Raw genomic sequence first — 15,714 nt, 5'->3', positions numbered from 1 at the left:
TTGATTTTATAAAACAGAACTCATTTTGAGTACGATTTTTGGTATTCGGCAGGAGTTAAGCCGGTTATTTTTTTAAAGGCAGTAAAGAATGTTGATTTTGAGTTGAAGCCGCTATCATATCCTAAGCTTTCGATTGAATAGTTTTTTTCGGTTTCTAATAATTTTTTTGCTTTTTCAACCCTATATTCTTTAATAAGACTAGAGAACGATTTGCCTAATATTTCATTTACATACTGTGATAAAAGATGTTTGGTTATTTTGAGCTCTTTGGCAGCTTCTTCAAGATTAAAATTTGGATTAACAAATAACTCTTTTTCGATTATTAGCGCTATTTTTTGGTCAATCAGAAGCAGTGTTGCCTTGTCAATTTCTTTGTTTTGGTATTTTTCTTTTTCATTAAAAAAAGTAGATTCATTACTATTTCTAAAAATTAAAAGTAAAATAATCAGGTACAAAACAAAAGTAAAGGATAAAGCACCTACTATATAAGAAGTATAAGCAGCAACAATATAAGCAAGACAGATAAAAGCAACACCCATATAAATACTTAGAAACCAGACTTCTAATTTTTTTAAACTACTTTTTTTATTGGTTTTTTGAATAATCGGCCCGATATATTTAAAAGAGAAGACAATGTAAATAAACCATTGAAGATATATTGCTTTAACAATAAATAATTTCCAGATTTCTAAATGTTCGACATATGGATAAAAAATCCCTAAAGCTGTCATTATTGCCAGGTAAGGTATGATATGTTTTTTCCAGTTCGGTTTTTCAACACTATAGGATTTCAGATATAAAAAAAGAAATGGACCAATCAAAATACAGGCAGAAAGACCAATCTGAATAAAAATACTGGATAAGTGCGGATTAAAATAGAAAAATACTGATTTTACAATTCTAATGCTTAAAACCAGTAATAGCAATGATAAAAAATAGTTTGTAAAAATTTTCTTTTTAGCATTTATGGCAAAATAAAATGAAAGCAGAAACCCATTAAAAGCTCCTAAAGCACTAAAAAAGAAAAGGAATGTCATTATTAATTAATTAGGAAATTATTTATGTGTTCAGTCTCAGATTAAAATACTTTGAAAACCAGTCTGAAAGAACAATTTTATTTTAATCATTTTTCTGAAATGTATGCCGAAAAATAGTTGCTAAACTTGAATGTAACAGTTGAAAACAGTTCGTATTCTTGTAGTTTTCTACTAATTTCATTGTAGCGAATATAGGAAATAATAAGAAACTATTTCTATGGAAAAGGTATAAAATCCTGCGAAATATTCCGGGAACAGACTCGTATGTTTGAAGTAAAGAAAAAAGATATAGTTTCCAAAGAAGAATAAAAATGGCAGTGTAAATTTCTAAAGCTTTTTTTGATATTTCGAACGAAGTAAATAGGTCTTTTAAAGAAAATAGCAATTTATACCCCTAAATATTGCATTTTGTCTCCTTGTTAAGTTGGGTGAAATTTTATATTTGCTTTTAGTCAAATTATATTTAAATTACTGTTTTAATTTCAAATTTAGCATTGACTGAATTTACTAACCTAACCGACCAAATAATGTATGAACCCGAAAACTACCAACTTTTTTTTAAAAAAAGCAGTTCTTCTATTGCTCTTTTTCATTGGAATAACCACAGACATTTATGCCCAGCGAACCGTCGAGAAACTCAATCACGGTCTAATTTCTATGCGTTTAAATGCCAATCAGGTCTATGTTGGCTGGAGAATGTTGGGAACCGAACCAACTGATGTGAGTTATAATTTATATTGCGATGATGTAAAAATTTCAGTTAGTCCTTTTGTAAACACAACTAACTATACCCACAACGTTACAACTAATGGCGTTTATTCCGTACGTGCCGTTATAAACGGAATAGAAGAAAATAATTCAGAAACTGCTGTTGTATGGGCAAACCCTTATTTGGATATTGCCATGCAGGTTCCTGCCGGTGGAACAACCCCTGATGGTCTGGCCTATACCTACGACGTAAACGATTGCAGCGTAGGAGATGTAGACGGTGACGGCCAATATGAAATATTTGTAAAATGGGATCCAACCAATTCAAAAGACAATTCGTTAACGGGTTATACGGGTAATGTTTATATGGATTGCTATCGATTGGATGGAACACACCTCTGGAGAATTGATTTAGGAAAAAATATCCGTGCCGGTGCACATTATACCCAATTTATCGTGTACGATTTAGATTCTGACGGAAAAGCTGAATTGGCCTGCAGAACTTCAGATGGAACCATAGACGGAACAGGAGTTGTTATTGGAGACGGGACTGCAGATTACAGAGTCCATGACAGTGCCAGTAAATCATTCGGATTTGTTTTGACAGGACCTGAATTTTTAACGGTTTTTAACGGGCAAACCGGAAAAGCAATGGCCAGCACCAATTACTTGCCTGCCCGTGGTACCGTTTCTTCATGGGGAGATAGTTATGGAAACCGTGTAGACCGTTTTGTTGCAGCTGTGGCGTATCTCGACGGATCAAAACCAAGTTTGGTAATGGGACGTGGTTACTACACAAGGCTCGTTCGTGTGGCTTGGGATTGGAGAGACAACACGCTTTCACAGCGATGGATTTTCGATAGTGCTGCTTCCGGTAATTCGGCTTATGCTGGTATGGGAAATCACCAAATGACTGTTGGTGATTCAGATGCAGATGGTAAAGACGAAATTTTTAACGGCTCAAGTGCTATAAATGATGATGGTACAAAATTATATGCCAACTCTTTAGGACATGGTGATGCGCTTCATATGAGCGATATGGATCCGGATCTTCCGGGAATGGAAATATGGCAGTGTCTGGAAGAGCCAGCCAAATACAAGACAAACGGTCTTGTATTTTTAGATGCCAAAACGGGAAGTACTATTTGGGGTATACCCGGAACAGGTGATGTAGGCCGCTGCAATGCTGCAGATATTAACCCACTTATCAAAGGATATGAGTGCTGGGGCAGTACTGGTGGTGTAAACTATTTAATGGATTGCAAAGGGAATCTTATCAGCAACTCAAAACCTTCACAAAATTTCTCAATATGGTGGGATGGTGATTTGAATCGGGAATTATTAGATTCGAATAAAATTGACAAATGGAACCACCTTATTTCGAAAAGTGTTAATTTACTAACTGCAACAGGATATTCTTCCAATAATACAACTAAATCTACACCATGTTTAAGTGCGGATATTTTTGGAGACTGGCGTGAAGAAGTTATCTTTCGCAAAACAGATAATACTTCTATTAGAATTTACACTACCTCCATTCCAACAACAAACAGATTATATACTTTGATGCACGACACACAATACAGAGCAGCAATTGCCTGGCAAAATTCGGGTTACAATCAGCCTCCGCATCCTGGATTTTATTTGGGAGTAGATATGGCAGCACAGACACAGCCTAATATAGTTGCAACAACAGCAACTCTGGGTAATGATGATTTTTCCATTGCACCCTCTTCAGTCAATGCAGTTCTGTATCCAAACCCTGCAAGTCAGACTTTTACTATTACAGCTTTGGGGAAATTCACATACACCATTTATAACCTGTCAGGACAAAAAATAGGATCAGGAAAAGGAGAAAACCAAACCGAAGTTGGGGCTATAGCTGACGCATCCGGAGTTTATATTATCACTGTAAAATCTGAGAAAGGAACTTCTACAATCAAACTGATTAAGGAATAAATGGTGACAGTTTGCGATAGAAGGTAAATAGTTTTCACAAAATATAAAATAGTTCAGAATTAATAAAATAATATAGCTTATGAAGAATGCAATAATTTTAATTTTTTCGGTTTTTTTGTTCTCCTGTTCATCAGATGGAACTGAAAAAGCAACACAGGTAAAAACAATTATAATTAATGGCGATATTGTAAATGGAACGCCTAAACAGCTAACGGCCATCGTGCTTCCTGATGAAGCGATCAATAAAGAGCTAACATGGAGTGTTTCTGATCCCACAATAGCTTTCATTACAGAAAACGGGCTATTAACCGGGATAAAAAATGGGACTGTAAAAGTTACTGCTACGGCAAAAGACGGTTCGGGCATTACTGCAGAAAAAATCTATACTGTTTCCGGGATTACGGAACCAGCGGTATTTATCCAAACGGTTTCTATTACACCGGCTACTATAACGAATGGTCAGCCCTTGCAATTAACCACTCAGATTGCTCCTGCAAATGCAACCAATAAAACAGTAACCTGGAGTCTTTCAAGCGATGCGATAGCTACTATAAGCCCGGAAGGATTATTGACTCCTAAAATTAATGGAAACCTTACGGTAACGGCAACAACGACTGACGGAAGCGGAAAAAGTGCTCAAATAGAAGTAACGATTACTGGTGTTACTGCTGTGTATGCTACAACGGTAAGGGCAGAAAGCATCTTAATCTGGCAAAGGAGTAACGGAGGCTGGGGGAAAGCTGTTGCTGATTTAAATCTATATAACGTTGCACAGACTACAGAACAAAAAGCAGCAGCACTCGCATCAAAAAACAATACCGATACCACAATAGATAACGGGCATATAGTAACAGAATTAAGATGGCTGCTTGCAGATTACAAAACAACCCAAAATCCTAATTACCTTGCTGCAGCCGAAAAAGCAATTGACTGGCTATTCCTTGCACAATATGCTAATGGAGGATGGCCTCAATATTATCCGGACAAAAGTGGCTACAGGCATCATATCACATATAATGATGGCGCAATTGCCAATGTTATGAATCTAATGTGGGATATTACTAAAGGCAAAAATAATTTAGACCTTGTAAATCCGGCTTATAAAGACAAAGCGGCAACAGCATTCAACAAAGGAATTGACATTATATTGCAAACACAGATTACATACAAAGGCAAAAAGACGGTTTGGTGTGCGCAACATGATGAAGTAACCTTAAAACCGGCATTAGCCAGAGCTTATGAATTACCTTCTTTTAGCGGCTCAGAATCAGTAGGCATCGTACGAATTTTAATGTTGGTAGAACAGCCGTCTTCCGCAGTAAAGCAAGCCGTAAAAGATGCTGTCGACTGGTTTAATGGCGCTAAACTTATGGATATAGCTACTAAAAAAATCACAGACTCTTCACAAGCTTCAGGTCAGGATGTAATAGTTGTTTCTTCTCCCGGTAGTGTGCTTTGGGCAAGATTTTATGATTTAGAAAATAACCTGCCATTATTCTGCGGACGAGACGGAATTCCCAAAAAGACTTTAGCCGAAATTGATAATGAAAGAAGAGTAGGATATTCATGGTACGGCAACTGGCCAAATGGGTTAATAGGTTCAGAATATACCAATTGGAAAGCTAAACATGGTTTATAGAATAGTTCTGCTGACTATAGTTTTTGACTCGGTCAGGGGGTGAAATGCTTTTAAGTCTAAGGTATTTCAATCCTTGATTTGAATTAGGAATGAAAGATTCATTTTAAAAAATAGTAGAAATAACCTGAGTTCGATTAATACAGCAAAAGGGGAAATTTACATTTTTAAGGCAAAATAATTTTCATTAAAAAGAAATAAAAGATAACAATTGAAATTTATGAGAAAGGATTTTATAATGTTTAAAAATGTAGCAGTTTTACTTATTTTTTCAGTAGTCGCTATTACCTCTGCACAAAACCAGCGAATCGTGCAGGATATATCTAATAACAACTGGAAACTTTGGCTGGATCCAATGGCACAATGGCAAAATGATGTATTATTTACTCCGCCAGTTGATGTCAAAAAAATACCTGTTAATATTCCAACCGGTGGCTGGCAGGCACTTCAGAAAGGCGAAAGCAAAGCGGTACATCTTCCGGCAACGGTTGAAGAGTTTCATTGGGGATGGAATAAAAATGCCTTTGGGGTTTCAGGTAATTATTTAGGGATTTCTTGGTTTACAACCGAAGTTAAGGTGCCGTTATCAATGAAAGGCAAACGAATTGTTCTGCACTTTGAAAGCGTTCGTTTCAGGGCTGAGGTTTTTGTAAACGAAAAACTGGCAGGATATGATTTAATCAACGGAACTCCTTTTGACGTAGATATTACCGATTATGTGACAGTAGGAAAATCCAATGCTGTAGCGGTCCGAATTACCGATCCAAACGGGAATTTCGACTGGAGGGACAGTTCCAATTATATGTGGGGAGACTATCGTACCAATCCTACGCACGGATTTGGCGGAATTACCGGAAAAGTAAGTCTTGTAGCCACTGATCATGTTTTTATAAATGATATTTTTATCAAAAATAAACCGAAGGTGAATGAAATCGATGCCGAAATTTCGTTGACAAACAACACTCCAACAGCTTTTAAAGGAAATGTTTTATTAGAAGTAAGAGAGAAAAAATCGGGTAAATCCGTTTGGGAAAAAAGCTTTCCCGTTGAGGTAGTAACAGGAGATAATACACCGCTGTCTTTTTCCATAAAAATAGATAATGCAAACCTTTGGGACGTTGATCATCCTAATTTATATGTTTTTAAAGCCTCTTTTAAAAACGACAAAGAAGTAAAAGATGTCACAGAGAAAAAATTTGGTTTTCGCTGGTTTGAAGTCAAAGAAGTTAATGGAGACAAACAGTTTTATCTGAATAACAAACGCATTGTCGTAAGAACCGCAATATCATGGGGATTTTGGCCGATAAACGGAATTGCACCAAGTGACGAACTGGCAAAAAAACAAATTTCAGATGCCAAAGCCGTTGGTTTGAATATGCTGAATTTTCACAGAACTATTGGGCAGACTAACGTTTTAGATTATGCCGATGAAATGGGCTTACTGTATTATCAGGAGCCTGGAGGAAATCAATATCCGGCCAATCAATTCAATCCTAAAAATGAACTGGAAAAAAAACAATCTGATTTTTATTTTGCCGCGCGGGACGAAAAGTTCTTCAGAATGATCAAACGGGACAGGAGCCATCCTTCGCTTGTAATTTATAACATGCATAACGAAAGAGGAGCAGAGCCTCAAAAAAAAGACAGTTTACAGATGCTCGCGGGACACAAACTGGATCCAACCAGAATCATGACCTACAATTCGAGTAACGGCCCGATAAAAACAGGAATTGATCCACGTTTTAAATTACACTTGCTGCCTTATAGCAATCGGTTTTACAATTACGGTTGGTTCGACCAGCATCATGCCGGAGGCCCAGGTGTATATCATGATAATTTGTACAGCAATCCTAAAAAGTATGCAAAGTTCACAGACAACAAAGAAGAAATTGTCTATTACGGAGAAGAAGGCGCAATTGGCACACCGCCACGATTACAGCTCATTAGGGACGAAATTCTGAAAAAAGGCAAAAACATTGGCTGGGAAAGTGACGATTATTTGAAATGGTACGATGCCTATGACACTTTCTTAAAGAAAAATGATTTCCAGAAGTCTTTTCCAAACGTGGACAGCCTGACCAGACAAATGGGAAATGTATCTTTTTATTATCAGGGACGTACGATTGAGAATGTCCGAATAAACAATACAATTGATGGTTATGCGGTAAACGGCTGGGAAAGCATGAAGCTGGAAAACCATTCGGGTATTGTAGATAATTACAGAAATTTAAAAGGGGATGCCGATTTAATTGCCCGTTACAATAAGCCTTTGTATGTAGCCGTAAAACTGACAAACAAAGTTTTATCTGTAAAAGATACGACGGTCGTGGATTTTTTCATTGTGAACGAAAAAGAGATAAAAGGAGCCTTTGATTTGAAAGTTAAAGCGACAAATAACAAAAAAGAAACAGTCTGGATAAAAACAATTCCGGTAAACGTAGCCGGAGGAACTACCTATGGCGAATTATTGTCTGCTAAAAACAATTTTGCCCCGGAAACAGAAGGATATACTATGATTACTGCCGAATTGGTTTCGAAAGACAATAGGGTTATAGCCACCGGAGCCGATGAATTATTTGCTGTAAAACTGAATAAGGAAAAGATTGCCTCTAATATTATGGTTGCCGATACTACGGGAATTGTAGGGAAGTATTTTGATTCTGAAAAAATAAATTTTAAAAATTATAAAAGCGGAAACCCATCCGGAAATTGTCTGGTAATAGGTGGATTTAAGCCACAACAGACCGGAAATCCATTGGTTACGGATCTTTTAGAATGGGTAAATAACGGAAACACTATTGTCGTAATCAACGATATTGATATCTGGGCGACTTATTTTGCTAAAAAAGAGGCAGCTGATTACAGAGGATTCAAGACATTAGGAACATCGTGGTACGGAGGGAATTACTTTGTAAAAGAAACCAAATGGTTCGACGGTTTACCGCAATCCTGTGTATTCAATTGGGAATACCAGTGTTTTGCAACGTACAATAAAAACCGAGTTGGACTTCGAATGTTCAACGGAGAGACTATTGTTGGCTGTGTATCCGATCATAAGCAGGAAGTATATTCAGCGTTAACTGTAATGCCGCACGGACGCGGAAAAATCATTTTTTGTGCGCTGGATGTTTTTAGCTGCATAAAAGAAAATGAGCTACTTAAAAAAGCAGAAGGTGATGGCGAAAATGCCTCTATGAAAACTTTCAACGTTTCGGCTAAAAACAAAGCAAATGTCGTAGGACAGCAGCTTTTATTGAATCTGTTAAAATAAGCGGTATCCTATTTTTCAGGAACAGAAATCATAAAGCATTTTTAGCTGCAGGGTTTCTGCTCTTTTGCTTTTATCTTTAAAGGCAAGAAGATTCCTGAATATATTTTAAGGATGCATACTTCAAAAAAAACGAAACTTCCTGATGAAGCTTATTTCAAGAACTAAAAATATACTTCCTTATTATATTTTGAAATATAATAAGGAAAGTAGTAAATAGTTACGCATTACCAGGTTGTGGAGCTGCTAAAGTTTCAAATTCAGATTTTATAACGTCCTTATATTTTGCTAACCCTATTGCTATTATAGGGATCGATAGTTTGACAATTACTGAACTAGCCTGATTTTTGCCTATTTTTTTTAGGTAGGAGGATAAAAGCAAAGACCCAATTGCACCATATAGTATATAATTTGCCGGTACATCAGCTATCTTATTTTCAATAAATTCCCTGATATCTTCCAGATTCTCCTGATTAATTAAGTTTTCCATAATTCTGTAGTTTATTATTTTAAATCTAAAATTACAGATTTATGGTTGCTGCAGTTTACAGAATTGGAGGATTGGCTTATATAATTATCAGAGGTTTGAAATAAATATGCTTTTAAGTCAAAGTGTTGTAAATTAAGAATATAAAAAAAAACAATAACAATCACTAAACGTCGAGTTTTGTTGCTATATAAACGTTCACGATGACTAACAATCAATTTCATGAAACTCTTCCGGTACTCATGGTATAGAGTACCGTAAAAGAGTTTTATTTTTAACTATGAAAAAGTTGTACTTTTTTTAAGGATTTCTTTTTACGTATTATTTTTAATCCTAATAGTCTCCAAAAGCTATTTTTATTAATACCCTTTTTATTAAAATAAAAAACATCAGGTATCGGAAAATTTACTGACTTATTCTCACATTCGGCTTTATACTTTATCATATCATAAAATAAGCACTCTTTCTTGTTAGAATAGATTATATTTCCATTATCCCATCTCATTTTATTATGCATGGTTTTATAGAAATAAAGTTCAAAAAGGGGTTTTATCCTGCCTTCTGATTCAGCTTTACGTACTACATAAGTCATACTTTGTATATGATTTGGAAAGTCAAAAACAGATACTCCGGGTGTTTGCAATTCATCGTATAAAGAATTACATTCATCAAAACCGACCCATTCGGGTGAAGAAAATACTTTTTGATAATCCCGGCTTTCCATAAACAAAGTTCTCATTAAATCATTATTACGATACAGGCAAAATGTACCGGTTATAAAGTCCTTATGCGCACTTATAAGATCATATTTGTTTAAAATATCGGTAGTGATAAAGCTTCTTATATTGCCATAAACCATGTCAATATCACCATGTCCCCAAAAATCATATTTTTCAAGAAAATCCTGAAATAACAATCCACAAACGGGTTTAAAATCACATAATTTATAAGCGTTATCAAAATTTAAGTCAAAACCCAATTTTTTGCTGGCCTCTGCTTTGAATTCATCTAATGATTTGTTTATTATGATAACGTTAGACGGTTTATTTGGGATTTCTTGCGTATTTTCGGTTACAATTACGAAATCAATTGTTGGATTATAAATACAAGACTTGATGAAATAAGGAAAATACCAAGGGTAATCTCCATACCAGCAGGTAAGTAAAGCTATAGAATGTTGTTTGTTCATATTGATTTTAATCTGATTTTTGGGAGTAAAACTCTTTATCTATTTTGGTTTTTTTTTGAATTTATTGTTTTAATATTTATCAGTGAGTAGCAATAGCTGTAATGCTTTAATGAATTTTTTAGTGATTATTCCTTCTTATTAAATCCTTTTCTGGTCATTTCGCCCCAGCCTTTAGTTCCCATAATTTTTTCTTTATAACCAACCAGCGCAGCATATACCGTAAGCGGATGAAAGTACAATGGTTCTATGAAAGCAGCTAGCAGAAGCTTAAAAAAATCAGCTTTTTTAGGATACTTATGATAAGTAAACTCTTCACTAAATAAAGCTATAACCGAAAAAAATACGGCAAAAGTGTAAACAAACAGGAGCAATAAAAAAAAGAAATGCCAGTTAATAAAACCAAAAAATATAAATAAGAGTGTTATTATGAGACCTGTAAACTCTATTGCAGGAGCCAGAAATTCAAAAAATGTCCAGTAAGGAATACTAAGCATTCCTAATAATTTGTATTTAGGGTTCAGGAACATTTTTTTGTGAAGAGTAAGTGTTTCGATTGTTCCTCTCATCCAGCGGCTGCGCTGTTTTTTGAATATTTTGAAATCTTCAGGTGCTTCTGTCCAGCAAAGCGGGTCCGGGATATAACTAACCGAGTAAGGCAATTTATTTTCAACCATGTAACGGCGCATTCTTACGACAAGTTCCATGTCTTCACCTACCGTTTTTGTGTTGTAACCTCCTGATAATAAAGCTATTTCTTTGTCAAAAGCACCAAATGCGCCGCTGATCAGCAATAGCCCATCGAGCCTGCCCCAAGCCATTCTTCCTAAAAGAAAAGCTCTGAGATATTCTAAAACCTGTATTCTTGGTAATATAGCATCAGGGATATTTATTTCAACTAAACGACCATTCCTGATAACACACTGGTTTGCTATTCGTACGACACCGCCTGTAGCAATAATGCGTTTGCCATAAGATTCTAAAAAAGGTTTTGCTAATTTTAATAACGAATCTTTATCAAGGATACAATCAACATCAATACATACTACGTAAGGGTTTTGTGCAATATTAAGCCCTACGTTTAGAGCATCAGCTTTGCCTCCATTTTCTTTGTCAACAACTATTAGTTTTCTAAACGCAGCATTTCCGGAAGTATATATTCCTCTAACCTTTTTGGTTTCGATTTTTGAATCGACCGCAAGTTCTGTGAGGACAAGATTGTAGGTGTTAATCAGGATTTCCATCGAATTGTCTTTGCTGCCGTCATTAACCACAATTACCTCATAATTATTGTAGTTTAAAGAAAGTAAGGATTTTACATTTTCTTCAATAGTAAAACCCTCATTATAGGCAGGGGCAATTAAGGAAAGTTTTGGTGCAAATTCGCTGGTAAGCAGGGCTTCATAATCTACAAAACTATTTTTTTTTAGATAACTCCTTAGCGCTTTTGTAGAAAGGTAGGCTAATATAAGATAGGATGACATGATTAGGACAGCATATCCAAGAATAAGGAGTATGTAAACATCGATAAACCATGTTGTTTCACTATTAAAAATCATTTACTTATAAGGTTTACGGTTAGTGCCTGTACTATACTTTGTGCTTCATACTGTATTTGTGTGTTTGGAGCCCTCTCTGCCAATTCTTTTACATGAGAAAGTTTTTGTGTAAACTTAAGTTCTTTAATAAGCTTTAGTCCAAGTGCCACAACTGTAGAATTTTTTGATTCAAGCAAGTATTCGACACCTTGTGTATCGCCAATATCATGTTTTTTGAAAGCATTTATAATATTTAGCTGGGTCCAGTTATCAATAGGATAAGGATGTTCTGTAAGATGAATAATTCCTGTTGTTCCTCCGAGTTTAATACAGGCATTTATGGCTGTGATTTTTAAGGTTTTATTTTTGGATTTAGAAATAGCTACAACAGTATCAAAAGCATCAGTAATATTCATCTCTGCCAATTCTGTAATTCCTTTGCATTTAACTTCCCATTTATGGTTTTTAAGTTTTTTTAAAGAGCCATTGATCAATTTGGACTCTTTATAAAATTCTTCAAGCTTTATTGCATAAATACCATCGTAATTTTTATGAAGATTGATCACCGATTCTGTTAATACTTCTCTGAAGTACTTGTCTTTTAAAAACATCTCATAATTTTGATCTTCTTTTACCGAAGAAAAAGGAGCGTCCATAAAAACCACTGAATACATTAATTCTACAATAATTAGGTCGTATTCATTTCTGAGTTTTTCCTGTTTTATTTTTCTGGTGCGGCTTTCAATAATTAATAAGTAAAGGACGGCTGATATTCCTATAAATAAGAAAATTGAACCTATTAGAAAAGGTTCTACCCAGTGACTGTTTTTATAAAGTTCCCAGATTTTTACCATATTTACATCATTACAAACGGATATTAAGTAATTTATTAATTCTTACAAAAAGAACAGCAGGGCTAATAGGTTTAGCAATAAATTCGTTTGCGCCTATGTCAAAAGAATCCAATTCTGTTTGTTCTACACCTGAAGAAGTAAATATAATGATCGGAATATCTGAATTAATATTTTGTCTTACATATTGTGTAATTTCCATTCCGCTTTTCCCTGGCATATTAATATCAGTGAGGATTAGGTCATAATTATTTTTTTCAATAGCCTCGAGTGCCTCCTGACCATCAGAAAACTGGTCAACAGTAAATCCTTTAGCCGTTAAGAAAAAAGATAGTGATTTGCGTAGGATTTCATTATCTTCAGCTATAACTATATTCATTTGGTTTAAATTTTGTATTGAGTAAAACGTATCTTAAAAATCAGATACGTAAAGCTATAGTATATTTCTCTTTTATCATAGGTCCTTTAAGATTTTAACTACTTCAATAACACCACAATGTAAGATATTTTTACTGTCTTCACTTTTAGTGGTAAATTGTCCCGTAATGGCTTCTTGCTCAATAAAAGACAAACAATGAGAAAGGTCTTCTAACATGAAAATATTGAAACTGGATTTCATATTATGTGCTAATTTTTTTGCACCATCATAATCATTCTTGTTAAATGCTTCTTCAAGCTGAGTCACTTCATTTGGAATTTTTTGTATAAATAAAGCTATCATCTCCTGAATAAAGTTGGGATCACCATAAGACATTTCATCTAAAAACGAGAAATCAATCTTTCTTTTTACAGGGAGCTTTATATCTTTATTGATGACTGATTTTATAGCTTCTAAAAGCATTGCCTGTTTAAAAGGCTTAGGCACATAAGCATCCATTCCTACATTGTAGCACAGTTCCTGCTCTCCGACCAGAGAATGTGCAGTCATGGCTATTATAGGAATGGTTAAATTCATTTCACATCTAATATATTCAGTAGTTTGGTAGCCATCTTTTACAGGCATCTGAAGATCCATTAATACCAAATCATATTCATTTTTTAACAACAGATCAATTCCTTCCTGACCATTCTCTGCAATGTCTAATTCAAAACCAAAATTATGAATCACATTTTTTGCAAGTTTCTGGTTTAAAGCATTGTCTTCGCAAAGAAGAATTTTTAGTTTACCCAGATCTTCTTTTAATACTGTTTCATTTTTTGTTTCAATAGGATTCGCCTTTTTATAAGAAAGTACAAAGAAAAATTCTGAACCGTATCCTTGTCTGCTTTTTATATGAATTTCAGAATTTTGAAGTTCTATTAACTGTTTTACAATGTTAAGTCCAAGTCCGGTACCGCCAAATCTTCGTGTCGTACTTTCTTCTGCTTGTGTAAAGCGTTCAAATATAGTTTTGAGTTTGTCCTCCGGTATACCTATTCCGGTATCTTTAACAGAGAATTTAAGTGAGTAATAATCTTCAGTTTCTGCTGTTTTTTTTACAGATACTGTAACTTCACCTTCTTCGGTAAACTTAAGAGAGTTGCCGGTAAGGTTAACCAGTATCTGGTTTAATCTTCCCTGGTCACCAATTACAGTTTCAGGTAAATCAGCGTCAAGAAAGAGATTGAATTCAACAGTCGAAGGCACTTTAACCTTTAGTAAATTATACACATGTTTAAGTGTCTTTTTTAAATTAAAGGGCTGTGCATCAATAGTCAAATTTCCGGATTCGATTTTAGAAAGGTCCAGAATGTCATTAATAATAATTAGCAGATTCTCTCCTGCAATTTGTACACTGTCAATATAATCCCTTTGCGTAACATCTAATTTTGTTTGGGCCAATAAGTCTGTAAAACCAATAATAGCATTCAACGGGGTCCTGATTTCATGGCTCATGTTTGCTAAAAAACTATCTTTTGCCAATACGGCACGTTCGGCAATTTTTCTCTGAGTATTGAGTTCAATGTTTTTTGTTGATAATTCCAATTGGTTTATCACATGCTTCGCAATAATTGATAAAGCATTTTTTTGGTCTTCATTAAGCTCTTTAGAAAGATGGTCTACGGCGCATAGAGTTCCTATGTTATAACCGTCTGGTGTTGTAAGTGGAATACCGGCATAAAATCGTACATTAAATCCTCCTGTGACATTAGGATCATCTTTAAAGCGTTCATTTAAAAAGGTATCTGGGATTTCAACCATTTTAGATTCCATAATGGTATAGTTACAGAAACTAATTTCCCGTGGAACCTCTGATACCCCAACTCCAATTTCAGATTTAAACCACTGTCTGCTCTCATCTATGAAAGAGATATGAGCGATTGGTACACCACATATATAAGAAACCAATTTTGTTGCATCGTCAAAAGCATGATCAGGAAGTGTATCAAGAATATTATAACGTTTTAATGCAGCTAAACGTTCCGTTTCATTGTGTGGTATTGGGTATTCTTTATTTTTCATTTTATCAAAGGGGAAAGTCTATAAATATAATAATTTGGGTTAGAACTTTACAACAAAAATGATCTAAAATAAAGTATTGATATTTTTCTATACATTTTATTACCCCATAAATTCTTAAAATGGAATAAATTCATTTACTAATTATAAAAACGAGCCGTAAGTCTTGTAAAATATAGGTTTTTGCAAAATAAGGAAAGTATTGAAATGTAAAAAAGCACCTCATTTATGTGCTTTCAGCAGAAAAATAGGGATTCGAACTATAGTCTCAACCTGTTTGTATAATCAATATTCAGGCTTCCGCTGTCTAAAGCTGATTTCTCTCCTCAAATTTTTGCAATAGTGAATTTAGGAAATATTTTAATTTTCTTGATGTGTTTCCAGATAAATGTGGTTTAACTTTTATAGCAAAAAGGGTAGGAACTGCAATTTGTTTGAAGGTCTAAAATTGCAATAGAAGCAGTCCTAAAGCAATGTGATTTAATAAAAAACCGTTGATAAATGTGAGGGCACTGAAAAAGTCTTTTCACAAATAAATTGTTAATTAATAAGGAGCAGAAGCTAAAAGTTTTCTGCTCCTTTTTTTGTATCTTTTTAGTGTAAT

General features: G+C 34.7%; 10 protein-coding genes. 3 read left to right on the top strand and 7 right to left on the bottom strand.

The window, feature by feature from the left end:
- Positions 1-20: 20 nt before the first annotated feature.
- Positions 21-1,037 carry a helix-turn-helix domain-containing protein gene (locus FLACHUCJ7_RS04145; RefSeq protein ID WP_078227591.1) on the bottom strand — a complete coding sequence of 339 codons (1,017 nt, stop codon included), beginning with the start codon at positions 1,035-1,037 and terminating at the stop codon, positions 21-23.
- A 531-nt stretch (positions 1,038-1,568) separates the two neighbouring features.
- Between FLACHUCJ7_RS04145 and FLACHUCJ7_RS04140 the strand changes: the two genes are divergently transcribed.
- The 3 genes from FLACHUCJ7_RS04140 to FLACHUCJ7_RS04130 all read left to right on the top strand — a co-directional run bounded on the left by FLACHUCJ7_RS04140 (position 1,569) and on the right by FLACHUCJ7_RS04130 (position 8,611).
- Positions 1,569-3,704: a rhamnogalacturonan lyase family protein gene (locus FLACHUCJ7_RS04140; RefSeq protein ID WP_180908005.1), complete on the top strand. Its 2,136-nt coding sequence runs from the start codon at positions 1,569-1,571 to the stop codon at positions 3,702-3,704.
- Between the two features lie 79 nt (positions 3,705-3,783).
- Positions 3,784-5,343 carry a pectate lyase gene (gene pelA, locus FLACHUCJ7_RS04135; protein ID WP_180908004.1) on the top strand — a complete coding sequence of 520 codons (1,560 nt, stop codon included), beginning with the start codon at positions 3,784-3,786 and terminating at the stop codon, positions 5,341-5,343.
- 217 nt (positions 5,344-5,560) lie between these two features.
- Positions 5,561-8,611 carry a glycoside hydrolase family 2 protein gene (locus tag FLACHUCJ7_RS04130; RefSeq protein ID WP_180908003.1) on the top strand — a complete coding sequence of 1,017 codons (3,051 nt, stop codon included), beginning with the start codon at positions 5,561-5,563 and terminating at the stop codon, positions 8,609-8,611.
- Positions 8,612-8,828: 217 nt separating this feature from the next.
- Here the strand turns inward: FLACHUCJ7_RS04130 and FLACHUCJ7_RS04125 are convergent, their stop codons facing one another.
- The 6 genes from FLACHUCJ7_RS04125 to FLACHUCJ7_RS04100 form a co-directional block, all read right to left on the bottom strand.
- Positions 8,829-9,098, bottom strand: a complete 270-nt coding sequence (locus FLACHUCJ7_RS04125) for a hypothetical protein (protein WP_180908002.1) — start codon at positions 9,096-9,098, stop codon at positions 8,829-8,831.
- A 271-nt stretch (positions 9,099-9,369) separates the two neighbouring features.
- Positions 9,370-10,284: a DUF6625 family protein gene (locus FLACHUCJ7_RS04120; protein WP_180908001.1), complete on the bottom strand. Its 915-nt coding sequence runs from the start codon at positions 10,282-10,284 to the stop codon at positions 9,370-9,372.
- 125 nt (positions 10,285-10,409) lie between these two features.
- Positions 10,410-11,840 (bottom strand): glycosyltransferase family 2 protein, encoded by a 1,431-nt coding sequence (locus FLACHUCJ7_RS04115; RefSeq protein ID WP_078227597.1) that lies wholly within the window; start codon positions 11,838-11,840, stop codon positions 10,410-10,412.
- Positions 11,837-12,673: a HEAT repeat domain-containing protein gene (locus FLACHUCJ7_RS04110; RefSeq protein WP_180908000.1), complete on the bottom strand. Its 837-nt coding sequence runs from the start codon at positions 12,671-12,673 to the stop codon at positions 11,837-11,839. The genes FLACHUCJ7_RS04115 and FLACHUCJ7_RS04110 overlap by 4 nt, the downstream gene beginning before the upstream one ends.
- A gap of 10 nt (positions 12,674-12,683) precedes the next feature.
- Positions 12,684-13,049 (bottom strand): response regulator transcription factor, encoded by a 366-nt coding sequence (locus FLACHUCJ7_RS04105; RefSeq protein WP_078227599.1) that lies wholly within the window; start codon positions 13,047-13,049, stop codon positions 12,684-12,686.
- A 75-nt stretch (positions 13,050-13,124) separates the two neighbouring features.
- Positions 13,125-15,113: a GAF domain-containing hybrid sensor histidine kinase/response regulator gene (locus tag FLACHUCJ7_RS04100; protein WP_180907999.1), complete on the bottom strand. Its 1,989-nt coding sequence runs from the start codon at positions 15,111-15,113 to the stop codon at positions 13,125-13,127.
- Between the last annotated feature and the right edge of the window lie 601 nt (positions 15,114-15,714).

It is taken from the genome of Flavobacterium salmonis (assembly GCF_903819435.1).
GTDB classification, from domain to species: Bacteria; Bacteroidota; Bacteroidia; order Flavobacteriales; family Flavobacteriaceae; genus Flavobacterium; species Flavobacterium chungangense.
The sequence above is the reverse complement of the archived record's forward strand: the minus strand, read 5'-3'. Positions and strand labels throughout refer to the sequence as shown.

What these genes read in the sequence shown, in the direction of transcription:
- FLACHUCJ7_RS04145 (WP_078227591.1), bottom strand. Translation starts at nt 1,037, where the DNA reads ATGACATTCCTTTTCTTTTTTAGTGCTTTAGGAGCTTTTAATGGGTTT.
- FLACHUCJ7_RS04140 (WP_180908005.1), top strand. Translation starts at nt 1,569, where the DNA reads ATGAACCCGAAAACTACCAACTTTTTTTTAAAAAAAGCAGTTCTTCTA.
- pelA (WP_180908004.1), top strand. Translation starts at nt 3,784, where the DNA reads ATGAAGAATGCAATAATTTTAATTTTTTCGGTTTTTTTGTTCTCCTGT.
- FLACHUCJ7_RS04130 (WP_180908003.1), top strand. Translation starts at nt 5,561, where the DNA reads ATGAGAAAGGATTTTATAATGTTTAAAAATGTAGCAGTTTTACTTATT.
- FLACHUCJ7_RS04125 (WP_180908002.1), bottom strand. Translation starts at nt 9,098, where the DNA reads ATGGAAAACTTAATTAATCAGGAGAATCTGGAAGATATCAGGGAATTT.
- FLACHUCJ7_RS04120 (WP_180908001.1), bottom strand. Translation starts at nt 10,284, where the DNA reads ATGAACAAACAACATTCTATAGCTTTACTTACCTGCTGGTATGGAGAT.
- FLACHUCJ7_RS04115 (WP_078227597.1), bottom strand. Translation starts at nt 11,840, where the DNA reads ATGATTTTTAATAGTGAAACAACATGGTTTATCGATGTTTACATACTC.
- FLACHUCJ7_RS04110 (WP_180908000.1), bottom strand. Translation starts at nt 12,673, where the DNA reads ATGGTAAAAATCTGGGAACTTTATAAAAACAGTCACTGGGTAGAACCT.
- FLACHUCJ7_RS04105 (WP_078227599.1), bottom strand. Translation starts at nt 13,049, where the DNA reads ATGAATATAGTTATAGCTGAAGATAATGAAATCCTACGCAAATCACTA.
- FLACHUCJ7_RS04100 (WP_180907999.1), bottom strand. Translation starts at nt 15,113, where the DNA reads ATGAAAAATAAAGAATACCCAATACCACACAATGAAACGGAACGTTTA.